This is a genomic window from Mesorhizobium koreense (assembly GCF_031656215.1).
Lineage (GTDB): Bacteria > Pseudomonadota > Alphaproteobacteria > Rhizobiales > Rhizobiaceae > Mesorhizobium_L > Mesorhizobium_L koreense.
The window spans coordinates 1661356-1684772 of the sequence record NZ_CP134228.1 but is presented as its reverse complement, the minus strand read 5'-3'; the positions used below and the strand labels follow the sequence as shown (position 1 = coordinate 1684772).

Genomic DNA, 23417 nt, shown 5'->3' with positions numbered 1-23417 from the left:
CAACATCTCAAGGATAGCAGCAATCTCGGCAAAGGCGAGGCAGCGGCACGAAAACGTGAAAGCGGCCGGGCATCATGAGCACGACGCCCAGTCGGGCTTTTGGGATGTGCCTTTGCTTGGGTCGTCGTTCCTGTGGGCATATTTCATCCTTCGCCACGCTGCCTGTCGGCCCTGGCCATTGTTCAGTCGGGAAGCGGGGCGCGAGGCCGTGCCTTCCGAATTGACATAGGTGGCACGAACCTCGCGCCCCGCCGGCGATTTCTGTTCCCGCCTGTTCCGCTGCTCCCCGAGCCTCACCCTGAACCTGCCGAAGGGTAGTCACTCCAAACAGGTTCAGCGTTCGTCCCGGGGTCTGTGTGCCTTCTACCGGCACGCAGGGGTCATAGTGCCCCCAGGGGAACCTCCAGACGGGACCTCCCCGGCCATGATGCCACGTCAGCATCACGGCGGAGGCGCCGGCTCCTCCCCACGCAATCACCGTCATGATCGGTGTTCCCGATGGGAGGGACTGACAGGGAGTATGGAGGAAGAAGAAAGGGCGTGGAGAAAGGGAGGATAATAAAAATGCGAAGGGCCGCTGGTTCAGAGAGTTACGAGAGCTGCCTGCACGATCCTGTCCACGTTTTCGCCGGCCAACCTAACGCGCGCGATGGTGGCTGCCCCATTCGCCCTTCGGCCACTCCCCTCACAACCACTCGGGCAACGAATCCAGCCCGATCAGTTCCTCATAGCTGCCGCGCGGCCTGACCACATGGTAGCGGTCTCCATCGACCAGCACTTCGGGCACGAGAAGCCGCGTGTTGTAGGTGCCGGCCTGTACCGCGCCATAGGCGCCGGCGGTTCCGACTGCGATCAGGTCGCCCGATTCCAGTGCCGGCAGGTCGCGCTCGAGCGCCAGGTAATCGCCCGTCTCGCAGACCGGCCCGACCACGTCGACCACTCCGTGCACGGCGTCCGGCGCCGGCTCGACGACGGAGCGGATGTCATGCCACGCATCATAAAGCGTCGGACGCACGAGGTCGTTCATGGCCGCGTCGACAATCAGGAAATCCTTGCCGTCGCCATGCTTCATGTAGATGACTTCCGAGACCAGTATCCCCGCATTGCCGACGATCAGCCGCCCCGGTTCGAACATCACCTTCAGCCCGAGCGGCGCGATGTTCCTGCGCACGATAGCCGCATAGGCGTCGGGCAGCGGTGGCGGATCGTTGTCTATCCGGTAGGGGATGCCGAGCCCGCCGCCGACATCGACATGGCGGATATCGTGCCCATCGGCTTTCAACGCCGTGGCGAGTTCCGCCAGAAGCCTGAAAGCGTCGTCGAAGGGCTGCAATTCGGTGATCTGGCTGCCGATATGCATGTCGACGCCGGCCACTTCGATGCCCGGCAGCGCTGCGGCGCGCCGATAGATGTCCCGTGCCCGCCGCAAGGGGATACCGAACTTGTTTTCGGCCTTGCCAGTGGCGATCTTGCGGTGCGTGCGCGCATCGACATCGGGATTGATGCGGAGCGATATGGGCGCGGTCCTGCCCATCGCGACGGCACGCGCCGACAGAAGGTCGAGTTCCGGCTCCGATTCCACGTTGAAGCAATGGATGCCGACGGAGAGCGCGAAATCCATTTCGCGCGCAGTCTTGCCGACGCCTGAGAAGAGTATTTTTTCAGGTGGTACGGAGGCGGCCAGTGCGCGGCGCAATTCGCCTTCCGAGACGACATCGGCGCCGGCGCCGAGCTTCGCCAGCGTCTTGATCACCGCCTGGTTGGAATTCGCCTTGAGCGCGTAGCAGACGAGTGTGTCCAGGCCGGCGAAAGCACCGGCGAAAACCGTGTAATGCCGCGTGAGCGTCGCGGTGGAATAGCAATAAAACGGCGTGCCCACGGCAGCCGCGATCGCGGGCACCGGCACATCCTCGGCGTGGAGCACGCCGTCGCGGTAGTGGAAATGATTCACGAAAGCCCCCATGGCGGAATTAGCGGGGTAATTTGTGGGGAAGTCAGTCGATCAAACCGTCGAGGAAGAAGCGCTTGTCCTTCTCCGGTTTCTTCGGCTCGGGCGGCAGCGGCACCTTCTTTTGGTCTTTCGCCTCCTTGCGCGCGTCCACGGCCGCCTCGTAGGGCGTGTCGAGTTCGGTCGGCCGCCTGCCGCAGGCGGTCGCCAGGAGCGCGGTGGCGCCGAAAAGTGCGAAAGAAGCCATCAGCCTGCGCCGGTTCATGGGCCTGTCCGTTTGCGAATTCGTTGAAGCTGTTTAGCGGACTTTGCCCGGGCGCGCACCCTGTTTCAACCGCTTGCGCCAATAGCGGATCTGCCGGCGTACCTCGCTCGGCGCGGTGCCGCCGAACGAGGTGCGGCTCCTGACCGAATTCCGCACCGAGAGCACCGAATAGACGTCATCCGTGATGGCCGGGTGGATCGCCTGCAGCTCCGCCAGCGGCAGCTTCTCCAGCCCGCATCTTTTGTCCTCGGCAAGCGCCACAGCGCGGCCGGTGACATGGTGCGCCTCGCGGAAGGGCAGCCCCGCCTCGCGCACCAGCCAATCGGCAAGGTCGGTCGCGGTGGAATAGCCGGCACCCGCCGCCTTCTTCATGGCGGCTTCGTTGACGACGAGGTCGCCGATCATGCCGGTCATCGCGGCCAGCATCAGGTCGAGCGTCTCGGCCGCGTCGAAGACCGCCTCCTTGTCTTCTTGCATGTCCTTGGAATAGGCGAGCGGCAGCCCCTTCATCACCGTCAGCAGCGCGACCAGATGGCCGTTCAGCCGGCCGGTCTTGGCGCGCACCAGTTCGGCGGCGTCCGGGTTCTTCTTCTGCGGCATGATCGAGGAGCCGGTGGAGAAAGAGTCGGACAGACGGACGAAGCCGAATTGCGGCGTCGACCAGATGACGATCTCCTCCGCCATGCGCGACAGATGCACGCCGGCGATCGAAGCGAGCGCCAGGAATTCCAGCGCGAAATCGCGGTCGGAGACCGAATCGATGGAGTTGCGCGTCGGTTCGCGGAAGCCGAGTTCCTTCGCCGTCATGTGCCGGTCGATCGGGAAGCCCGTGCCGGCGAGCGCGGCGGCTCCGAGCGGGCTCTCGTCCATGCGCTCGATCGCATCGCGTACCCGCCAGAGGTCGCGACCGAACATCTCCACATAGGCCATCAGATGATGGCCGAAGGTGACGGGCTGCGCGGATTGCAGATGGGTGAAGCCGGGCATGACGGTCTGGGCATGTTCCTCGGCACGGTCGAGCAGCACGGCGATGAGCGCTTGCAAGGCCGCCGCCACCCGCTGCGTCTCCTCCTTGACCCAAAGCCGGAAATCGACCGCGACCTGGTCGTTGCGCGAGCGCGCCGTGTGCAGCCGCCCGGCCGCCGGTCCGATCAGTTCGGCAAGCGCGGCCTCGATGTTCATGTGTATGTCCTCGAGCCGCTTCGAGAACTCGAACCTGCCTTCGTCCATCTTTGACGAAATCGTGTTGAGCCCGCGCGCGATCTTCTCGCTATCCTCGGCCGACAGGATGCCGGTCTTCGCCAGCATCGCCGCATGCGCCAGCGAGCCGCGAATGTCCTCGGCGTAGAGCTTCCTGTCGAAACCGATCGAGGCATTGATCGCCTCCATGACCGCCGAAGGACCCGAGGCAAATCGTCCGCCCCACATCTGATTGCTGGCCTTTTTTTCACTCATCATGTTTACCGGTCGGAAGGAGATTGGAAATGTCGGACGGAACGAAATCCTGGCCGGCGGCGCGCATCGTGGCGACCCTGATCGCCCTTTGCATCGTCGTGGCCGGATTTGCCCTATACGTGACGGAACGGCCCTCTGGCAACAATCCGGCCGAGACCGTGAGCACTAAAGCTTCGGCTCCGGACGGCTGCGCGGTGAAGGCGGACAAAGCGAAGAAACTCGCTGCCGCCGCAACCGGCAGCGTGGCGGCGATGTCCGCGTCGGGCCCGCCGGTGAGCCTCGCCGGGCTCTCCTTCAACGGCCCCGACGGCAAGCCGCTCAAACTCGCCGATTTCAAGGGCAAGACCGTGCTCATGAACCTCTGGGCGACATGGTGTGCGCCCTGCCGCGCCGAGATGCCCGAACTTGACGCTCTGCAGAAGGAAAAGGGCGGGTCCGGCTTCCAGGTGGTCGCGGTCAATGCCGACACCGGCGGCGACGACAAGCCGAAGAAATTCCTGGCCGAGACCGGCGCCACCACGCTCGCCTATTACAGCGACCACACGATGGCGCTCTTCAACGAACTGAAGGATCGCGGCCTGGCACTCGGCCTGCCGGTGACACTCCTGATCGACAAGGATGGCTGTCTCATGACCCACATGAACGGGCCGGCCGCATGGGCGAGCACCGAGGCGAAAAGCTTCATCGACACCGCCGCGGGCGGCTGAGGGCAAGGCAGCGACCGGCTTACATCCGCTCACCGGGAAGTTCGCTGGCCTGCTTCACCCAGTCAGCGAACCGCGCCTCGTCGAATTCCGCGTCCTCGCTTATATCGAAATGGCGCACATCCTTCATTTTGGAGGTTCCAGGCGGAAGCGGATCGAGCATCGCGCCACGAAAGAACGTCACCTTGATGTATTTCGTGAAGCAGTGAAGGCTCAGGAACCAGCCCTGGTCTTCCATCCCGTAGAAAGGCGAGTTCCATTTGACGCCTTCTGCACGCCGGGAACGGTGCGCTCGATCAGCGCGTCCAAGCGGCGGCCGACCGCGCTTTTCCAGCCGGGCATGGCCGCGATATAGGCTTGCACCGGGCCATCGCCGTAACCCTTCGCGATCTGGGGATTGCCGCCCGAGAGAAGGACCGGCACCGCAGGCCCGTCCTGTTTGGAAGCGGCTTTCGTCGATCTGGCGGTTTTTTCGTTGGCCATGGCATTCGCTCCATATGCCGACGCGGATACGATCGTTCGGCGGCCCTACCTTGTGGGGACCGGATGCTCGCCGCGATAGTCGTAGAAGCCGCGATCCGTCTTGCGGCCGAGCCAGCCGGCCTCGACATATTTCACCAGAAGCGGACAGGGCCGGTATTTGGAATCCGACAGCCCCTCATGCAGCACCTGCATGATCGAAAGGCAGGTGTCGAGGCCGATGAAATCGGCAAGCTGCAGCGGTCCCATCGGATGGTTGGCGCCGAGCCGCATGGCCGTGTCGATCGCCTCGACCGAGCCGACTCCCTCGTAAAGCGTATAGATCGCCTCGTTGATCATCGGCAGCAAGATGCGGTTGACGATAAAGGCGGGGAAGTCCTCGGCGACCGTCACGGTCTTGTCGAGGCTTTGCACGAAGCCCCTGGCCGCCTCGAATGTCTGGTCGGCGGTTGCGATGCCGCGCACCAGTTCCACCAGTTTCATCAGCGGCACCGGGTTCATGAAATGGATGCCGATGAAGCGCTCCGGCCGGTCGGTCTGGGAGGCGAGGCGCGTGATCGAGATGGAGGAGGTGTTGGTGGCGAGGATCGCCTCGGGATTGAGCAGCGGGCAAAGCTGGGCGTAGATCTTGCGTTTGACCGTTTCGTCCTCGGTCGCCGCCTCCACGACGAGGTCGGCGCTGCCGAGTTTGTCCATCTGGGACGTGGCCACTATACGGCTGATGGCCTTCTGCCGGACCTTTTCCTCGAGTTTGCCGGAGTGGACCTGACGCGCCATGTTGCCGTTGATGGTGGCGATGCCGTGCTCGATCCGCTCGGCCGACACATCGTGCAGCAATACGTCATAACCGGCGAGCGCGGCGACATGCGCGATGCCGCTCCCCATCTGGCCAGCACCAACAATACCTACCGTCGCGATCTTGCCGCTCATTACACCGATCCTGCCCTGGGCAGTCCGCCCGATTTTTGTGCAGCGCAAACTAAAAGGGCGGGGTGACTTCGTCTACCCCGCCCTTCGTATTTAATACTGAACGCCGAGACCCGTCAAAGCGCCTTCTGCAATTCGGGCAGGATGACGAAGAGATCGCCGACAAGGCCGTAATCGGCGACCTGGAAGATCGGCGCCTCCTCGTCCTTGTTGATAGCGACGATGACCTTCGAGTCCTTCATGCCGGCGAGATGCTGGATGGCCCCGGAGATACCGCAGGCGATGTAGAGATCGGGGGCGACCACCTTGCCGGTCTGTCCGACCTGCCAGTCGTTGGGCGCATAGCCTGCATCGACCGCCGCGCGGGAGGCGCCGACCGCCGCGCCGAGCTTGTCGGCGACCGGCAGGATCACCTCCTGGAACTTCTCCGCCGAGCCGAGCGCGCGTCCGCCCGAGATGATGATCTTCGCCGAGGTGAGTTCCGGCCGGTCGTTCTCCGACAGCCGGTTCTCAATGAAGGTGGAAAGACCGGGGTTTGCAGCCGGCTGAACCGTCTCGACGGAAGCGGAACCGCCCTCTCCTGCCGCCTGGAAGGCTGCGGTGCGCACGGTGATCACCTTCTTGGCGTCGCTCGTCTGCACCGTCTGGATGGCGTTGCCGGCATAGATCGGCCGCTTGAACGTATCGGGCGACACCACCTCGATGATCTCCGACACCTGCATCACGTCGAGCAGCGCGGCGACGCGCGGCATCACGTTCTTGCCCGTGGTGGTGGCCGGCGCGACGATCGTGTCATAGCCGCCGGCCAGCGAGACGATCAGCGCAGCCAGCGGTTCGGCGAGACGCTCGGCGAGTTCGTCCGCCTCGGCCAGCAGCACTTTGCGCACGCCCTTCAGCTTGGCGGCGGCGTCGGCGGCCGCCTTGGCACCCTTGCCGGCAACCAGCACGTCGACGTCCGAACCGATCTTCAGCGCCGCCGAGAGCGCCTTCGCGGTCTGGTCGGAGAGGTGGTCGTTGCCGTGTTCGGCGATCAAAAGAATGGCCATTTCCGCTTCCTTCTCTGGTGCCTTGGTGCGTCCTTCGAGGCTCGCCCGCCAAGGCTATATTCCTTAACTTCCAGTTCCTGCGGGCTCGCACCTCAGGATGAGGGAGGTGGGTGCCATTCCGGCTGCCATGCCCTGAACCGCTGTCAGGGCATCCTGCGGTCCTCATCCTGAGGTGCGAGCCCGCAGGGCAGTGCCCGAAGCGGCGCATCCTTCAAAGGGCGAGCCTCGAAGGACGCACCTGAAACTCCTACAATACTCCAGCTTCGTTCTTGAGCTTGTCGACCAGTTCCGCCACGTCCTTGACCTTGACGCCCGCCTTGCGGCCGCCCGGTTCCTCGGTCTTCAGGACCTTCAGCCTCGGCGCGACGTCGGCGCCGTAATCGGCGGCCGATTTCTCGTCGAGCGGCTTCTTCTTGGCCTTCATGATGTTGGGAAGCGAGGCGTAGCGCGGCTGGTTCAGCCTGAGGTCGGTCGTCACGATCGCCGGCATCTTCAGTTCGACCGTCTGCAAGCCGCCATCGACCTCGCGCGTCACCTTGGCCTTGCCGCCGTCGATCTCGACCTTGGAAGCGAAGGTACCCTGCGACCAACCGAGCAGGGCCGCCAGCATCTGTCCGGTCTGGCTGGCGTCGTCGTCGATCGCCTGCTTGCCGAGAATGACCAGTTCCGGTTTCTCGCTCTCGACCACGCCCTTCAGGATCTTGGCGACAGCCAACGGCTCCACCGGCCCGTCGACCTTGACCAGGATGCCGCGGTCCGCACCCATGGCAAGCGCGGTACGGATCGTCTCCGCCGCCTGCGCCGGGCCGATCGAAACCACGATGATCTCTTCCGCCTTGCCCGCTTCCTTCAGCCGGATCGCCTCTTCGACGCCGATCTCGTCGAACGGATTCATCGACATCTTGACGTTGGCGAGTTCGACGCCCGTGCCGTCCGACCTCACCCTGATCTTGACGTTGTAGTCGACAACCCGCTTCACCGGGACCAGAACTTTCATCCGCTTCAACCTCTCAGAAATCCTAGAACCTGTCGCCGCGCCGATAACACGGGTTTTCCGCCGTCGCTAGTCCGAGGCCGACATTCAATCGATAAAACGGCGTCACCGAAGCACAGCGGAGCGCCGTTTGCAGCCCGACCTCACCGGTTTTTCTCAGCGGTTTTTGCCGGGCACCCACAGTACATCGGCCTTGCCATCGTCATTGGCGATGCGGGCGGCGACGAAAAGGAAATCCGACACGCGATTGATATATTGCAGCGCCTCCTTGCTCACCGTTTCGCCGGGCTTGCCGGCGAGTTCGACGATGAGCCGTTCGGCGCGCCGCGCCACGGTGCGCGCAAGGTGCAGAGCGGCGGAGGCCGGCGAGCCGCCGGAGAGAACGAAGCTGCGCAGGCGGTCGAGCCTCTTGTTCAGCGTGTCGATGTCGGCCTCTACCCGCTTGACCTGAGAGGCGACGATCCTGAGCGGCTCGAAATCGAGCTTCTCGCCCGTATCCGGCCGTGCCAGATCGGCGCCAAGATCGAAGAGGTCGTTCTGCACACGGCCGAGCATCGGATCGAGTTCGGTGCCGGCCGTATGCACCCTGGCGGCACCGATGCAGGCATTGGCCTCGTCCACCGTGCCATAGGCCTCGACGCGCAGGTCGAATTTCGGCCGTCGTTCGCCGCTGCCCAGCGCGGTGGTGCCATCGTCGCCGGTCCGGGTATAGATCCTGTTGAGAACGACCATGATGTCTCCCTCAGCGCGTGAACCAGACCGCCAGAAGAACCAGCACGATGGCGATGAACTGCAGCAGCACGCGCATCTGCATCAGCTTGTTCGATTTCGAGGGAGGACCGCCCTGTGCCATGTTGAAGAGGCCGCGCACCAGGACGATCACGACGGCAGCGATGACGATGATGGCAAGAAACTTGAAGGCGGTGGACATATCCGGGTTAACTACCTTTTCTCGGCCGAAATCAACCCTGTCCCGCGACCATGCGATAGAATATCGCCGAGGGCAGGATACGCTTCAGAAAGAATCCGGCCCTTGCCGGCAGCGTGACCGGATAGTGCGGTTTGGGCCGCTCCGCCTCCAGTGCATGACGAAGCGCCCGGTAGACGGCATCGGGACCCAGTTTCAGCCTCGACCTGCCCTTGCCGGCCCGAAGGCGCTCGATCTGCGCCCGGTAGGCGTCGCGATGCACGGAAGCTTCGATATCGATGTGACCCTCGAAGATAGTCGCACCGGCGAGCGCGATCTTCGATTCGATCGGCCCGGGCTCGATCAGCGAAACATGGATGCCCGAGCCGGCAAGGTCCGCCCTGAGGCAGAGCATCAGCCCTTCCAGAGCATATTTCGACGCGCAATAGGCGCCGCGATAACGCAGCGGAACATGCCCTAGGATGGACGAGCAGTTCACAACACGGCCATGCCCCTGCGCCCGCATGACGGGAACGATACGGCGCGTCAGGTCGTGCCAGCCGAAGAAATTCGCCTCGAACTGGTCGCGCAGTGCCTCGACCGGAATATCCTCCACGGCCCCGGCAAGCGCGTAACCGCCATTGTTGAAGAGCGCATCGAGCCGGCCGCCGGTCCTTTCGAGCACCGCCGCGACAAGCTTCTCGATCGAGGATGGATCGCGGTAGTCGAGGTAAAAACCTTCCAGCCCGTCGCGGTCGAGCGCAGTGATGTCTTCCGGCCGCCGCGCGGTCGCCATCACCCGCCATCCCTCGCGGGCAAGCTGCCGGGCGCAGTAGGCGCCGATGCCGGAAGACGCGCCGGTGACGAGGATGATTCGCTTTTCTTCCATCCGGTTCTTTGGACTAGCGGGGCTTCGGCATGGCGGGAGGCACAACCTCGCAGATCGAGGCGTTTGCCCTAATCTATGCTATCGAAGTCCAATCCTTCCCATATTCGCGGCGGAGTAACAATCGAACGATGGCTTTTATGGAATGAGACGCCCCGGCGTGGAGATCCTGCGGCGGGTGGCCGCCCTGAAGCGCATTCTGGGCGACGCGCTCGGCCATTTCAACAATGATGACGGCTGGTCGATGGCGAGCCATCTCGCCATTACGGCACTGATGGCGCTTTTCCCCTTCCTGATCTTCGCCACCGCTCTGGCGAGCTTTCTGGGAGCGCATGCCTTTTCCGATACCGCCGTCCATATCGTCTTCGATACCTGGCCCGAACAGATCGCCGAGCCGATCTCGCGCCAGGTGCAGCGGGTGCTCACCGTGCAGCGCGGCGACTTCCTGACCTATGGCGTGCTCGCCGCCGCCTTCTTCGCATCGAACGGTATCGAGGCGCTGCGCGTGGCGCTGAACCGCGCCTACCGTGTCACCGAAACCCGCAGCTTTCTCTACCGCCGCACCCAGAGCCTCGTCTTCGTGCTGATCGCTACGCTCGGCTTTTTCGCCATCAGCGTTCTTCTGGTCGCCACGCCGATCGCGGTGCATATCGCCGCGCGCCGCCTCGACTGGATCGAACCCTATCTTGGCACGATCACGCTCTGGCGCTTCGTCATCGCGTCGATCGTCATCGTGCTCGGCCTGATCGCCGTGCATTTCTGGCTGCCCGCCGGCCGGCGTCGTTTCGTCGATATCGTGCCGGGCATATTGTTGACGCTGGTCGGTTGGGTCGCAGGCTCAACGATCTTCGCCGCCTATCTGGAACGCTTCTCATCCTATGTGGCGACCTATGCGGGTCTTGCCTCCATCATGATCGCCGTGGTTTTCCTCTATATCGTGTCGGCGATCTTCATCATGGGCGGCGAACTCAACGCCGCGATCCGCCGCTATCTGGAGGCGCGCGCCCGCGTGCCCGACTGAAGGGCCGTCCGGGCGCCGGTGGCGAGCGCCACGCCGAGGCAGGTGACGACCATTCCGCCGATCTGGAGCGGCGTCAGCCGCTCGTCGAAAAGCGCCCAGGTCATGATCGCGGTCACGGCCGGGACGAGGTAGAAAAGCGAGGCGACCTTGGCCACCTCGCCCTCGCGGATCATCAGCATCAAGAGCAGGATCGCGCCGACCGAGAGCACGAGCACGAGCCAGGCGAGCGCGAAGACGAACTCGCCGTTCACGACGACATGCCGGTCCTCGAACAAAAGCGCACCGGCGATCATCGGCACCAATCCGCCGAGATATTGCCAGGTCGTTCCGGTGATCAGGTCGCTCCCGCCATGGCGCTTCTGCCAGATCGTGCCGGCGCTCATGGCGATGACGGCGATCACGGAGGCGAGCAGCGTGGCTGCCGTCACGCCGCCCACCCCGCCTTGAAGGCTCGGCAGCACCACGATCACCACGCCGGCGAAGCCGATGGCGATGCCGGCCCAGTGCCGCGCGAGGATGCGGTCGCCAAGAAGAACACCGGCTAGGATCGCCGTGATGAGCGGCTGCAGCCCGGCGATCAGCGCGACGAGGCCCGCCGGCATGCCGCGATGGATCGCCCAGAACACACCGCCGAGATAGACACCCTGCATCAGGAAGCCCGCGATCATCGCGTTGAGGGCGTCGCGCCCGCCCTGCCATTTGGCGCCTAGCGCGAAGGCCAGGGCGACGAACAGAAGGAAGGCGAATGAAAAGCGCAGCGCCAGGAAGGTGAACGGCTCTGCCCACGGCATGGCGTAGCGCGCGCCAACGAAGCCGGTGGCCCAAAGGATGACGAAGAGGCCGGGTGCAAGTCTGGAGAGGACATTCATGCCGACACTTCAGGTTGGAATCGGGGAAACAGACGGAGCACGTGCCTCTAATGCCGATCATTCCGATAATCAAAACGAAACGATTGGGCCATATTCTTACCGGGAAGCGCGGAATGGGTGCGCCGGCGGTTCCCGAGAGGACGAACCATGCTGATGAACCTTGACCCCACCTGGCTGATGATGGCCTTCACGGTCGTCGCCATCCTTTCCTTCATTTTCGGCATGGCCCTCGACGGCCTGCTCGGCGCCGAGGGATTCGGGCCGATCGGCAACACAATCGTCGTGACGGCCGGCTTCTTCCTCGGCATTTTCGTGGCCAATCTCTACGGCATCCACTTCTACGATTTGAAGATGGCGGTCGCCACCGGGCTTGTCGGCGCCTTCGCCAGCCTCGGCATTCTTGCCGCGATCAAGGCCGGTCTGGCGCGGCTTTAGAGCCCAACCATCCGACGTACCTCCGCCGGTGTCCGGCCCTCCGCCCTGAGCGCGGCAAGCGCCGTGTTTCCTCGGCTTTTGGACAGCTTGCGCCCATCCTCGCCAAGAACGAGATCGTGGTGGAAGTAGCGCGGTCGAGGGAGGTCGAGCAATTCCTGCAACAGCCGGTGAATGGCGGTGGCGTGGAAAAGATCCCGGCCGCGCACCACATCGGTCACCCCTTGCAAGGCATCGTCCGTTACCACCGAAAGATGGTAACTGGTCGGCATCTCGCGGCGCGCCAGGATCACGTCGCCCCAGATGGCTGGGTCGGCAGGCACGGCGCCTGTCTCTCCCGTGGGCCCGCGCCCGCCCTCCTGCCATGAGAACGGCTTCGCGACATGCTGAAGCGCGCGCGCCATGTCGAGCCGCCACGCGAAGGGCGCGCCGCTTTCGATGCGCCGTTTCCGTTCGCGCGCCGACAAGAGGCGGTCCACGCCAGGATAGAGCGGCGCTCCATCCGGATCGGTCGGCCATGGCGCGCCGGAAGCCTGCGTGTCCGCGATATGAGCGCGGATGTCGCCGCGGCTCATGAAGGCCGGATAGACGAATTCCCCTGCGATCAGCCGGTCGAGATGGACGCGGTAGGCGTCCATATGTTCGGATTGCCGGCGCACCGGCTCTTCCCACCCGATCCCCAGCCAGGCGAGATCCTCGTATATGCCGCGCTCGAATTCCGCGGCGGATCGCACCTGGTCGATATCCTCGATCCGGAGGAGCAGCCATCCGTCGGCTTCATCCGCCAGCTTCCGGTTGAGAAGCGCGGAATAGGCATGTCCCAGATGCAGCCGCCCGTTCGGGCTGGGGGCAAAGCGGAAGACGCGCGGGCTGCTCATTTCATGCTGACAAAGCGGGTTGGACGGGTCACCAGCCGATTGCTACTTTGCCGCCCGGTCGAGGACAAGCAGATCGTAAACCCGCGAATGCAGCGCATCGAAACACTGGAACACGTATATCAGGGGCTGGATGCGCTCTGCGCAGCCGACGCACGGCTCGTCCGCGTGCGCGAGATGGCCGGCGAGGTGCCGCTCAGGCTCTCCGAGCCGGGCTTCCGCAGCCTCGCCTCCATCATCGTCTCGCAGCAGGTCTCGCGTGCCAGCGCCGACGCCATCTTCGGCCGGCTCATACGCCTCGTCGATCCGCTCGACGCTGAAGGCGTGCTTGCCGCCGGCGAGGATATCTTCCGCGAGGCCGGCCTGTCGCGGCCGAAGCAGCGCACGCTTCTGGCCGTGGCGGACGCGGTCGCGCATGAAGAACTCGACCTCCACCATCTTTGCCGCCTCGATCCCGCCGAAGCCATGCAGGCTCTCACCGCCGTCCATGGCATCGGCGCCTGGACGGCGGAGGTCTATCTGCTTTTCGCCGCCGGCCATCCCGACATCTTCCCCGCGCGCGATGTCGCGCTCCAGACCGCCGTGGGCCATGCGCTGGCCATCGATCCGCGGCCCGGTGAAAAGCCGCTCATCAAGCTCGCCGAATCATGGTCGCCCTGGCGCGGCGTCGCCGCGCGGCTCTTCTGGGCCTATTATCGCGAGACAAGGGGACGGGACGCCGCCCCGGTGACGGGGCTCCCGGCTAACCCTGCATAGATCAAGAGAAATCGCGCCGAATTGTACTTTCCGTGCGGCGTTTTCCTGCTTCACAAGACTGTCATCCCGGGCTTACATTATCCGCGCCGATCGGTTCGGGAATGATTCCAGGAGGTGAGTTTGTGACGATCGCCGTCTCTCCCGATGGCATGCCTGCTCTGGTGCTGAACGCGGATTACCGCCCGCTCAGCTACTACCCGTTGTCGCTCTGGTCCTGGCAGGACGCGATCAAGGCGGTGTTCCTGGAGCGCGTCAACATCGTCGCCGAATACGAACACTCCGTCTCCTCGCCCTCGTTTTCGATGAAGATACCGAGCGTGGTGAGCCTGAAGAGCTACGTGAAGCCGAGCCGGCACCCCGCCTTTACCCGATTCAACGTCTTCCTGCGCGATAGATTCCAGTGCCAGTATTGCGGGAGGCATGAAGACCTCACCTTCGACCACGTGATCCCACGTCGTTGCGGCGGCGCGACGACGTGGGAGAACGTGGTTGCCGCCTGCTCGCCCTGCAATCTGAAGAAGGGCGGCCACATGCCGGCGCAGGCAAAGATGTGGCCGAGGCAGAAGCCCTATCAGCCGACGGTACACGACCTGCACAACAACGGCCGGCTCTTCCCCCCGAACTACCTGCACGAAAGCTGGATGGACTATCTCTACTGGGATGTCGAGCTGGAAGCCTGACCCGGCTCCCACCCGATCCTCAATCGCATTTGCGCCGGAAGGCGCTCCACCACGCGACGCCCGCCAGGATCAGGCTGGCAACCGCGTTCCACCCCGCAAAGGAGAGGCCGAGGAAGCGGCCGGCCGCCTCGTCGCAGGCCGGCGGAACGAAGGTGTTGAGCGAATCGAGAATTCCCTTGCCGCCGGTCGAGGGCGCTTCCACCGCGCCGCAATCGGTCGGCCCCGGCCACCACTTCCATTCGACGCCGGAATGATAGACGGCCATATAGAGACTCCACACCATCAGCGCCCCACCGATGGCGAGCAGCACGCGCGTTACGACAGGTGGCCAGCGCAGCCCGGCCGAAATCGCCGCCAGCACCATGACCGGCACGCCGACATAATAGGGGATACGCTCTTCCAGGCAGAGCTTGCAGGGGATGAAGCCGCCCAGATACTGGAAGCCGAGCGCGCCCCCGACCGTCGCCGCCATGGCGAGCGCGAGAAAGATAGCGGCGCGGATCTGCGTCCGGTCAGTAGGAGCGGTGAGCGAAGCCATTTCGATTTTCCGTGGGCTGGTCGAAGGATCAGTGCAGATATTTGTAGAGGATATAAAGCAGAATAACGACAGCCGCCGCCACCCCCGCGATCATACCAAGGCGTTTCTCGATGAAATGGCGGATCGGCTCGCCATAGCGGCGAAGCAGCCAGGCGAGAAAATAGAAGCGCGCGCCGCGCGTCACCAGCGCCGCCACGATGAACAGCCAGATGTTCACATGCATGGCGCCCGACAGGATCGTCACCACCTTGATCGGCGGCAGATGCGCGAGCCCCGAAGTGATAAGCAAAAGCAGAATGGTCGAAGCGTCGGCCGAATCGCGCATCGCCTCGAAGGCATTGAGCTTGCCGTAGAATTCGAGGATTGGGCGGGCGACCGCCTCGAAAGCGAAATAGCCGAGATACCAGCCGGCGATACCACCGAGCACCGACGTAGCCGTTGCCACGAAGGCGTAGCGCCAGGCCCGCTCCGGCCGCGACAACGTCATCGGAATGAAGAGGATGTCGGCCGGGATGAAGAAGATCGAGCTTTCGACGAATGAGATCAGCGCCAACCAGGCCTCGGCGGCAGGCCGCGCGGCGAGCGACATGGTCCAGTCGTAAAGTCTGCGCAGCATGGGGCTCCCCGCAAAGGCAAGCTTGTCTAGAAAGATTTGACCGTGGACGCAATCGCGCGCGGGAGGGCATATCATCGCGGCAACGCCTCGCGGCCGGATCCGGAAAGCAGTGGAAACGGTTGACGGCGAACCGCTTCACCGTATAGTCCGCGTCCGTCCCGGGCGCTCGGCCCGGTCTCGACGCGGGTGTGGCGGAACTGGTAGACGCGCCGGACTCAAAATCCGGTTCTGGTGACAGAGTGTCGGTTCGATTCCGACCACCCGCACCATTTCTTCGATCTCACGCCGTTTCGCTCCGCTCACGGCTCCGATGGGCGGCCTGACCAGCCGGCGGGCAGCCGCCCTTGCGAACCCTGTGGGTTCGAGGTCCCGGAAACATGCCGATTTGCTCTCCCGGAGCCTGTTCAGGAACCGTTCAGCCATTGTCGCGATGATGACCCCGAGGGGCGCTTTTGGACTGGAGGTTTCGATGGATCGAAGAACATTCCTTACCGGCGTTCTGGGTCTTGCCGGCGCCGCCGTGGTTACGACGGTTGTTCGGCCGGTCGATGCCGTTGCCGGCGTGCCCAACACGGGCGGCATTCTGAATGATTTGGAAGCCTCGGCGACCGATGTCGCGGACGATGGCGGCGAGGCGAAGGTCGAACTGGTCGACCACCGCAGGCGCCACCACCGCCGCCACGACCGGCATCATCATCACCGTAGGCGGCACAGAAAGCGTGTCTGGCGACGTGTATGCCGCCGCTACCGGCGCCACGGCCGCTGGCACACACGCTGCTACCGCGAACGGGCCTGGGTCTGGTACTATCGGTAGTTCAAGTTGAGAGCCTCGGTGAAAGCCGGGGTTCTCATTTTCAGGTTCCCGATACGAATGGCCGCCGCCACGCTTGCCGAATGGCGTAGCGATGTGGTTTCGTCCCAGCCATGAAAGTCGTGATCCTGGTATCGGTCGCAATGCTTGCCTTCGCGGCCAATTCCATCCTGGCCAGGCTCGCGCTCTCCGAAAGCGACATCGATCCGCTCGCCTATACGGGCATCCGGCTCGTCGCGGGGGCAGTCGTACTGGCCGCGATCGCCCTTTTCCGTGCCGCTCCGCCGAAGACCATGCGCTCGGCGATAAAGGGAAGCTGGTCAGGCGCCATATGCCTGCTGCTTTATGCCCTGGCGTTCTCGGTCGCCTATGTCATGGTCGGCGCCGGGCCAGGCGCCCTCATCCTCTTCGCCAGCGTGCAGATCGGCATGCTCGCCTGGGCGATCGTCAAGGGAGACCGACCCGCGCCGCTCGAATGGCTGGGGATGGGCGTGGCGTTTGCCGCCCTCGTCTACCTCGTTTCCCCCGGCCTGGTGGCGCCGCCGCTGAAAGGAGCCCTGCTGATGGTCGTCGCTGGCTTGGCATGGGGTGCCTATTCGCTGATCGGCAGGGGATCACGCGCGCCGGTGGCCGACACTGCCGGGAACTTCGCCCGTTGCGCGCCGGTGGGGTTGCTGCTGATCGCAATCGGCGTGGCTTCCGTCCGGCCGAATGCGGAAGGGCTGGCCTATGCTGTCGCTTCCGGCGCGCTTGCCTCCGGCCTCGGCTACATCGTCTGGTATGGCGTGCTGCCGAGCCTTTCGCGGACCCAGGCCGCCTTCGTGCAACTGTCGGTTCCCGCCATCGCCGCCGCCGGAGGCATCGCCATCATCGGCGAACCGCTGACGGCGCGGCTTCTGATCGCAACCGCAGGGATTGTCGGTGGCATTGCGCTGGCACTCCTTGCAGCCGAGCGGCGAAGGCGGATGCCCAACGCCGGAGCATCTCGGCGCTCCGCCTGATCCCTTAGAGCGCACGGTCGAATTGTCGGCGCCAAAGCGATCCCAGCGAAGCGGGAACCGGTTTTGCGTGAATATTCCCAGAAAAACGGAAATGATCTAGCGCCGGCCGACGAGTTGCCTGACCCGCTCGCGCAGGAGGCGGGCCATGTTGCGCGTCTCCCGGTAGAGATGAAGCTGCTTGGCCGCCTGCCGCGCGGCGCGATCCGCCTGCGGCGTGATGCCGAGCACTAGCGTCCCCATCCGCCGCCGCTCGCTCCACAACCGGTCCATGACGATATGGTCGGGCGCGGCGCAGGAATCGGTCGCCTGTATGTTCGGATCGTCAAGATGCGTTTTCGTCGCCTCGATCATCAGGAGCGTACCGGGCGACCAGGCCGAATAGCTTTCGTCGTAGGCGGTCTTCCAGGTATAGGCGACGCCCTGCTCGATGAAGACGATCAGCGCCGCGATAATCCTTCCGTCGAGCGAAAGCGTATGGACCCGGCTCATGTCCCGTTCTGAAAGCAGATGTACCGCTTCGCGCGCGAACGCCGCCCGGTAACGGTCGCTCACCATCGCGGTACGCTCGCGTCCCTTCCAGCCGGCGGCCTCGAGTGTCAGGAACGCCTCGACGCCGCGGCGGATTTCCTCGGGCTGGCGCGCGATGCTGTATTCGAGCGCGCCCTTTTCACCCAGACGCCGTTTCAGCCGGCGGAACTCTCGATAATGATGTGTCCTGAGCGACGCCTTCAGATAGGCCTCACCGTCCAGTTCGCTTTCAAGGAATGCGCGCTCGACTTCCTCCGTGGCAACCAGAGTCAGGTCGCGGCTGGCGGCGAAGGATCGCAGCACGCCCGCGACGACGCCATCGAGATGCATGTCGGGCAGGACTAGCACTTTCGGCATCCTCAGATGCGGCCGCGCGATCATGGCAAGGAAGTCGTCCATCACCTGTCCGGGATTGTCGCTGTCGATCAGCGGCGTACCGAGCGGGCCGAAGGGATGCGACCAGCTCCGCATGACCGAAACGCCGAGCGGTATGGCCGGCCGTTCTATGGAGAACGGCAGGAGCAGCCTCAGCCGGCTCTTGTATTCGCTGCCGTCGCGGATGACAGCGAGGCGCACTTCCCGATCCTCCAGCCTTGGCATGGCCGGCGCCAGGAAGCGCGGGTTGAAGAAGACATTCGGCTCGAGCGCCCGCGCCGCCAGATGGTCGAGTTCATCGATGAGGTCGAAGCCGGCCGACGCCGGATATACGGCGAGCCTGCGTTCCGCGCGGCGGCCCGTCAGGAACTCGATGCGAGCGCGCTCCATCGGCCCTTCCGCCAGACCTGCAAGTTCGGAGATCATGGCGCCCGCCGGGCCGCCGGCCATCTCCTCCAGTACCGGAACCGCAGCCATCGTTACTCGACTACTCTTTCTAATTGCGCCGGCGGCAGGAAGATCGCCATGACGATGCCGAGCTTGCGCCGCACGGTGAGCGACAACGCGGCCGCTTCGAACACCATCGCCGCCGCGGTCGCGATCGCCGCCCCCCATAATCCCATGGCGGGAATGAACAGGACGTTGAGCCCGACATTTACCGCCAGCGTCAAGGCATAGACGGCGGCACAGATATTCTGGTGGCCGCTCATAGTGAGAAGACTTTCCGCCGGCCCGACCGCCGCCCGCGCCACGACCCCGATGACGAGCACGAACAGGAGCGGATAGCCGGCGCTGAATCCGGGGCCGAAAAGCGACAGCATCGGCTCGCCGATGGCGAGCACGAACAGTGCCATCGCCAGCGAAGGCCAGAAGGTCCAGGACACGGTCTCCCGCGCAAAGGCAGCGAGTTCGGCATGGCTGCCGCCATGGGTGAATTTGGAATAGCGCTGGGCGACGCCGGCCTTGACGGCGAAATAGACGAAATGGACGAGCGCCAGCGTCTTCACGGTGGCGAAATAGATAGCCACGTCGTCCGGCCGCATGAAATGGCCGACCATCAGCACGTCGGCATTGGTGAGGAGGAAGAAGAAACTTTCCACCAGGAAGATCGGCAGCGAGACGGTGAACCAGTGGCCAAAAAGGATGGTGCGCGGCCCCTTCGGCAACTTCGCATCCAGTCGGCGGGTGACGCCGACGAATTGCATGATCGTCGTTGTGTATGTGGCGGCAAGCGCCGCCAGGACCGCGATCGAAGCCGAGGCCGGGTATCCGGCCAGGAGCGCCGCCGCCATGAAGACCAGAATGAGGATAGGCCGCGTGATATAGATCGGCAGCAGCGCCGAGAAGACCCATGAATTCGCGCGTGCCGCCCCTTGCAGCGTATCGGACAGCGCAATCATCGGCAGGCACAACAGGCCGAGCAGGAAGGGCTGGAAATACACGCCTTCCATCTTGCCCGAGAACAGCCAAAGTCCGGCAATCCCAAGGGCAGTGAAGAAGGAGGCGGCGACGAGGACGAAGAGCCGGCTGGCGAGCAGTATGCCGCGCAGTTCGGCAAGCCGGCCGTTTGCGCGGTATTCGGGCACAAAGCGGACGACCGAGGTGTCGAAGCCGAGACAGGCGAGATTGCCGGCGATCACCATCGCCACCCAGACGAGCACGAAGATGCCGTATTCGAAACTGCCCATCCAGCGCGCCATCAGCACCTGGCTGAAAAAGGCGATGACGGCGCTGACGATGCGGATCGAGAAGGCCGCGAGCGACATGCGTCCCGCCTGCCCGCGCTCGCCGGTATCGAAAAGCACGGCGTCCACGCGCGCAAGCGACGGGCGCACCGCAAGCGCGAGGCGCTCCGGCAACAGCCGTTCGGCCGTCATAGCCGCGGAAAAGCGCACTCGATCACACTCCAGATGTCTTCTGCGCCAGCCGTCTTAAGGCAGGAGTCTTTAAGAAACGGTTGGGTGCGCCCGGTAAAGTAGCGTCGTTCCGGCGAAGCGCTACTCGTCGAGCTTGAATTCGAGGTAGAGATTACGCTGCAAAAGCGACTGGTTGTCGTCCGAGACAATGGACACTATCAGGGCCCCGTCGTCCCGCCGCCAGACGTCCAGCCCCTCCATATTGTCGATCTGGTAGCTCATGTCGGCCTGGAACAGCACCGGCCCGTCGGCGAGTTTTCCCTTGGCGATTGTCTTGCCGTCGATGCGGCGCAACTGCATGGCGACCCCGTCGGCGTAAGAAAAGGATCGCTCCAGCAACAGGAGATCGCCGTTCGGCAGGAAGGCGCCGTCGGTGATGTCGAACTTGCCGCTGCGCTTGACACTGAAGACGCCTTTCTCCGGCCCCTCGAGGATGGCGGCGAACTGATTGCCGTTTTCGTCCAGGCTCTTCTCGGAGACGATGACGCGCGCACCCTCGAGCGGGCCGTCCTCCGGCGCATAGGCGATCGTCTCGAAGCCTTTGTTCATGCGCAGCTCCTTGCGCGGAACCAGGAAATCGAGGTCACGGATCGGCGCCTTCATATCGGCCGGATCGATGCGGAACTCGGAGATGCGATGGCTGCGCTCGAAACCGGCGGTGGCGATGTCGCCCCTGATTCCCAGCCCCTCGGCGTCGGTCAGCCATTTCCTGCCGATGATATTGCCGTCCACATCGACCATGGCCTGCATGGTGAAGCGGCTGACGCCGGAAGGCCGGCCCGCCGCATCGTGCTCGATCCGTCCGAAGTACCAATAGCCGGTGTCGGCAACGCCGATGAAATCCGAGCCTGGCTTCCGGAAGCGGAAGGCCGACATGCTGCCGAAATCGCGAGCATCCGACGTCATCTCAAGCCCACCGACGAAGGTCAGCGGTCCGAAACGCGTTTCGTCGTGCCCGATATGGAACTGTGTGATAGGCCTCGCGGACACCTCCATCCGCTCCGGCGGCGCGGCCACGGCCGATGCCGGAATGAGCAGGCTGGCGGCGGCCAGCATGACGACGGCAAACCGGCCAAAGGCGGAAAATCTGTTCAAGGAGGGCTACCCGAGCAAGGCCGCCATCATCCCGCGCGCCTGAGCCCGCTGCCCGCACGTCGCGTCTCGCGCGTGCTCTCCTCGGCGAAGAGCGCGGCAAGCTGCTCGGTCATGGCGCCGGCGAGTTCCTCCGCATCGACGATTGTGACGGCGCGACGGTAGTAGCGCGTCACGTCGTGGCCGATCCCGATTGCCAGAAGTTCGACGGGCGAGCGCGTCTCGATCAGGTCGATCACCGCGCGCAGGTGCCGCTCCAGATAATTGCCTGGATTGACCGACAGCGTGGAATCGTCGACCGGTGCACCGTCCGAAATCATCATCAGAATCTTGCGCTGCTCGCGGCGCGCGATCAGTCGGCTATGCGCCCACAAAAGCGCCTCGCCGTCGATATTTTCCTTGAGCAGCCCCTCGCGCATCATCAGGCCGAGATTGCGCCGCGCCCGCCGCCACGGCGCGTCCGCCGATTTGTAGATGATGTGGCGAAGGTCGTTCAGCCGGCCGGGATTGGCGGGCTTCCCGTCCTTGAGCCATTTCTCGCGCGCCTGCCCGCCCTTCCACGCACGGGTGGTAAAGCCCAGAATTTCCACCGACACACCACAGCGCTCCAGAGTGCGCGCCAGAATGTCGGCGCAGGTGGCCGCGACCGTGATCGGCCGGCCGCGCATCGAGCCGGAATTGTCGAGAAGCAGCGTTACCACCGTGTCGCGGAACTTGGTGTCGCGTTCCTGCTTGAAGGAAAGCGGCTGCATCGGGTCGATGACGACGCGAACCAGGCGCGCCGGATCGAGCGTCCCTTCCTCCAGATCGAAATCCCAGGACCGGTTCTGCTGCGCCATCAGCCGGCGCTGCAGCCGGTTGGCGAGACGCCCGACGACGCCCGAAAGATTGGCGAGCTGCTTGTCGAGGAAGGCGCGCAGCCGGTCGAGTTCCTCTTCCTCGCAAAGCTCCTCCGCCCCGACCGTCTCATCGAAGGTGGTGGTGAAGACCTTGTAGTCGATCTCGCGCGGCAGGTTGGCGAAGGGATCGTCCCTGCGCCTGGTCTCGCCGGGTGTCTCGGCGTCGGCGTCCTCATCCTCGGAAACGTCGTCGGACGAAGCGTCGCTCGCCTCGGTCTCGCCCTGCTCCTGCTCTTCTGCGGAGGCCTCCGAATCCTGCGCCTCGGACTGGTCGGCGCCGGAATCATCCTCCTCGCCCTCTTCGCCCTGCTCCTCGCCTTCGGGCTGCTGGTCGTCGTCCTCGGCCTCCGACTGGTCCTCGTCGCCAAGCTCTTCGGCCATCTCCATCGAGGCCAGCATGTCGCGCACGACGCGTGCGAAGGCCTGCTGGTCGTCGAGTTTGTCGGCCAGCGCCTCGATGTCGCCACCCGCCTTGTCCTCGATCCAGTCGCGCCAGAGCTCGACCATCTTGCGGCCGCTTTTCGGCGCCGGCCGCCCGGTCAGCTTCTCGCGCACGACTAGCGCCACCGCTTCCTCGATCGGCGCTTCCGCCTTCTCGGAGACCTGGGCAAGGTTCGCCTTGGCGTATTTGTCCTCCAGCATCAGCGCGATATTGTCGGCGACGCCGCGCATGGCGCGCGATCCGATCGCTTCCACCCGCGCCTGCTCGACCGCATCATAGACGGCGCGCGCCTGCTTGCCCTCCGGCGCCAGCCTGGCATGGACGCGCGGATCGTGCCGCGCCCGCCTGAGCGCCATGGAATCGCCAAGGCCGCGGGTGATGCCGATATCGTTGCGCGTCGGCTTCTTCGGCAGATCGGGCAGCCGCGCATGCGTGCCGGCCAGAGCCGGCTTGTCCTTGGCGAAGGAGACCTCAAGGTCGTGGTCGCCGGCGATCGCACGCATGCAGACGCCGACGGCGCGCTTCAGCACGTCCGTCTCGCCGCCCGCCTTGGGCTTGGTGCGTATGTTGTCGCCTGCCGAGGCCATGGGGTCACATCACGATCAGCGCGATCTACCGTCGAACCTGGTGGGCTCGAGCGAATACGGATCGACGCCTTCCAGGCAGCGCACATTGATAGCAACCATCGGCGTCCCGTCCGGACCCTTCGCACGGGCAAAGGATTCCATTCCGCACACGGAGCAGAAGAGATGCTGAATATTCTTCGTGTTGAAGCGGTACTCGGTCAACTTGCCTTCGCCGCTCTGCAGCGAGAAGCTGGAGGCGGGCGCAAATGCCAGGATGCTGCCCCGACGCTGGCAGTAGGAACAATTGCAGGTGATCGGGTGCGCAAGGTCGACATCGACCTCGAAGCGCACTTCCTGGCAATGGCAGCTTCCCTGATAGCTCAAACCG

Annotated in this window: 25 protein-coding genes, 1 tRNA gene and 1 pseudogene; 8 read left to right on the top strand and 19 right to left on the bottom strand. The window is 64.2% G+C overall.

The window, feature by feature from the left end:
• Positions 1-685: 685 nt before the first annotated feature.
• The 3 genes from lysA to argH are packed head-to-tail and all read right to left on the bottom strand — an operon-like array spanning position 686 to position 3668.
• A complete protein-coding gene (gene lysA / locus RBH77_RS08115) occupies positions 686-1951 on the bottom strand; it encodes a diaminopimelate decarboxylase (protein WP_311031625.1) in 1266 nt (421 codons plus the stop codon).
• A 43-nt stretch (positions 1952-1994) separates the two neighbouring features.
• A complete protein-coding gene (locus RBH77_RS08110) occupies positions 1995-2195 on the bottom strand; it encodes a hypothetical protein (protein WP_311031624.1) in 201 nt (66 codons plus the stop codon).
• 51 nt (positions 2196-2246) lie between these two features.
• On the bottom strand, positions 2247-3668 hold the full coding sequence (gene argH / locus RBH77_RS08105) for an argininosuccinate lyase (RefSeq protein ID WP_311031623.1): 1422 nt from the start codon (positions 3666-3668) through the stop codon (positions 2247-2249).
• A 29-nt stretch (positions 3669-3697) separates the two neighbouring features.
• Here argH and tlpA point away from each other — a divergent pair, with 29 nt between their 5' ends.
• Positions 3698-4375, top strand: a complete 678-nt coding sequence (gene tlpA, locus RBH77_RS08100) for a thiol:disulfide interchange protein TlpA (RefSeq protein WP_311031622.1) — start codon at positions 3698-3700, stop codon at positions 4373-4375.
• A gap of 19 nt (positions 4376-4394) precedes the next feature.
• Here tlpA and RBH77_RS08095 read toward each other — a convergent pair.
• The 7 genes and pseudogenes from RBH77_RS08095 to RBH77_RS08065 form a co-directional block, all read right to left on the bottom strand.
• Positions 4395-4855, bottom strand: a pseudogene (locus RBH77_RS08095) (DUF1801 domain-containing protein).
• Between the two features lie 45 nt (positions 4856-4900).
• Complete coding sequence (locus RBH77_RS08090; RefSeq protein WP_311031621.1) at positions 4901-5782, bottom strand: 3-hydroxybutyryl-CoA dehydrogenase; 882 nt, start codon at positions 5780-5782, stop codon at positions 4901-4903.
• Positions 5783-5895: 113 nt separating this feature from the next.
• On the bottom strand, positions 5896-6825 hold the full coding sequence (locus RBH77_RS08085; protein WP_311031620.1) for an electron transfer flavoprotein subunit alpha/FixB family protein: 930 nt from the start codon (positions 6823-6825) through the stop codon (positions 5896-5898).
• A gap of 247 nt (positions 6826-7072) precedes the next feature.
• The gene (locus RBH77_RS08080) at positions 7073-7822 is read right to left on the bottom strand and encodes an electron transfer flavoprotein subunit beta/FixA family protein (RefSeq protein ID WP_311031619.1); all 750 of its coding nucleotides are present in this window, start codon (positions 7820-7822) and stop codon (positions 7073-7075) included.
• 153 nt (positions 7823-7975) lie between these two features.
• Complete coding sequence (locus tag RBH77_RS08075) at positions 7976-8551, bottom strand: cob(I)yrinic acid a,c-diamide adenosyltransferase (RefSeq protein WP_311031618.1); 576 nt, start codon at positions 8549-8551, stop codon at positions 7976-7978.
• A gap of 10 nt (positions 8552-8561) precedes the next feature.
• Complete coding sequence (locus RBH77_RS08070; RefSeq protein ID WP_311031617.1) at positions 8562-8750, bottom strand: twin transmembrane helix small protein; 189 nt, start codon at positions 8748-8750, stop codon at positions 8562-8564.
• 31 nt (positions 8751-8781) lie between these two features.
• A complete protein-coding gene (locus tag RBH77_RS08065; RefSeq protein WP_311031616.1) occupies positions 8782-9615 on the bottom strand; it encodes an SDR family oxidoreductase in 834 nt (277 codons plus the stop codon).
• Positions 9616-9757: 142 nt separating this feature from the next.
• On the opposite strand from RBH77_RS08065, the gene RBH77_RS08060 reads away from it, so the two are divergent.
• Positions 9758-10633: a YihY/virulence factor BrkB family protein gene (locus tag RBH77_RS08060; RefSeq protein ID WP_311031615.1), complete on the top strand. Its 876-nt coding sequence runs from the start codon at positions 9758-9760 to the stop codon at positions 10631-10633.
• Here the strand turns inward: RBH77_RS08060 and RBH77_RS08055 are convergent.
• A complete protein-coding gene (locus tag RBH77_RS08055; protein WP_311031614.1) occupies positions 10600-11502 on the bottom strand; it encodes a DMT family transporter in 903 nt (300 codons plus the stop codon). The two genes, RBH77_RS08060 and RBH77_RS08055, sit on opposite strands and share 34 nt — an antisense overlap.
• Positions 11503-11649: 147 nt before the next feature.
• On the opposite strand from RBH77_RS08055, the gene RBH77_RS08050 reads away from it, so the two are divergent.
• The gene (locus RBH77_RS08050) at positions 11650-11937 is read left to right on the top strand and encodes a hypothetical protein (RefSeq protein WP_311031613.1); all 288 of its coding nucleotides are present in this window, start codon (positions 11650-11652) and stop codon (positions 11935-11937) included.
• Here RBH77_RS08050 and gluQRS read toward each other — a convergent pair.
• Positions 11934-12812, bottom strand: coding sequence for a tRNA glutamyl-Q(34) synthetase GluQRS (gene gluQRS / locus RBH77_RS08045; RefSeq protein ID WP_311031612.1), 879 nt, complete (start codon positions 12810-12812; stop codon positions 11934-11936). The genes RBH77_RS08050 and gluQRS overlap by 4 nt on opposite strands.
• Positions 12813-12899: 87 nt before the next feature.
• On the opposite strand from gluQRS, the gene RBH77_RS08040 reads away from it, so the two are divergent.
• Positions 12900-13565, top strand: a complete 666-nt coding sequence (locus RBH77_RS08040) for a DNA-3-methyladenine glycosylase family protein (protein WP_311032465.1) — start codon at positions 12900-12902, stop codon at positions 13563-13565.
• 122 nt (positions 13566-13687) lie between these two features.
• Positions 13688-14245 (top strand): HNH endonuclease, encoded by a 558-nt coding sequence (locus RBH77_RS08035; RefSeq protein ID WP_311031611.1) that lies wholly within the window; start codon positions 13688-13690, stop codon positions 14243-14245.
• A gap of 19 nt (positions 14246-14264) precedes the next feature.
• On the opposite strand, the gene RBH77_RS08030 is transcribed toward RBH77_RS08035, so the two are convergent.
• Positions 14265-14783 (bottom strand): disulfide bond formation protein B, encoded by a 519-nt coding sequence (locus RBH77_RS08030; RefSeq protein WP_311031610.1) that lies wholly within the window; start codon positions 14781-14783, stop codon positions 14265-14267.
• A gap of 28 nt (positions 14784-14811) precedes the next feature.
• The gene (locus RBH77_RS08025; RefSeq protein WP_311031609.1) at positions 14812-15399 is read right to left on the bottom strand and encodes a YqaA family protein; all 588 of its coding nucleotides are present in this window, start codon (positions 15397-15399) and stop codon (positions 14812-14814) included.
• A gap of 182 nt (positions 15400-15581) precedes the next feature.
• Here RBH77_RS08025 and RBH77_RS08020 point away from each other — a divergent pair.
• The 3 genes from RBH77_RS08020 to RBH77_RS08010 all read left to right on the top strand — a co-directional run bounded on the left by RBH77_RS08020 (position 15582) and on the right by RBH77_RS08010 (position 17211).
• A tRNA-Leu gene (locus RBH77_RS08020) sits at positions 15582-15668 on the top strand.
• Positions 15669-15868: 200 nt separating this feature from the next.
• Positions 15869-16213, top strand: coding sequence for a twin-arginine translocation signal domain-containing protein (locus tag RBH77_RS08015; protein ID WP_311031608.1), 345 nt, complete (start codon positions 15869-15871; stop codon positions 16211-16213).
• 110 nt (positions 16214-16323) lie between these two features.
• Complete coding sequence (locus RBH77_RS08010; protein ID WP_311031607.1) at positions 16324-17211, top strand: DMT family transporter; 888 nt, start codon at positions 16324-16326, stop codon at positions 17209-17211.
• 96 nt (positions 17212-17307) lie between these two features.
• Here the strand turns inward: RBH77_RS08010 and RBH77_RS08005 are convergent, their stop codons facing one another.
• From RBH77_RS08005 to RBH77_RS07985, 5 genes are all read right to left on the bottom strand, one after another.
• Complete coding sequence (locus RBH77_RS08005) at positions 17308-18591, bottom strand: GNAT family N-acetyltransferase (RefSeq protein WP_311031606.1); 1284 nt, start codon at positions 18589-18591, stop codon at positions 17308-17310.
• A 2-nt stretch (positions 18592-18593) separates the two neighbouring features.
• Positions 18594-20009, bottom strand: coding sequence for a lipopolysaccharide biosynthesis protein (locus RBH77_RS08000; protein WP_311031605.1), 1416 nt, complete (start codon positions 20007-20009; stop codon positions 18594-18596).
• Positions 20010-20111: 102 nt separating this feature from the next.
• Complete coding sequence (locus tag RBH77_RS07995; protein ID WP_311032464.1) at positions 20112-21086, bottom strand: esterase-like activity of phytase family protein; 975 nt, start codon at positions 21084-21086, stop codon at positions 20112-20114.
• Between the two features lie 65 nt (positions 21087-21151).
• Positions 21152-23050: a cobaltochelatase subunit CobT gene (gene cobT / locus RBH77_RS07990; RefSeq protein ID WP_311031604.1), complete on the bottom strand. Its 1899-nt coding sequence runs from the start codon at positions 23048-23050 to the stop codon at positions 21152-21154.
• A 15-nt stretch (positions 23051-23065) separates the two neighbouring features.
• Positions 23066-23413 carry a GFA family protein gene (locus tag RBH77_RS07985; RefSeq protein WP_311031603.1) on the bottom strand — a complete coding sequence of 116 codons (348 nt, stop codon included), beginning with the start codon at positions 23411-23413 and terminating at the stop codon, positions 23066-23068.
• Positions 23414-23417 lie beyond the last annotated feature (4 nt).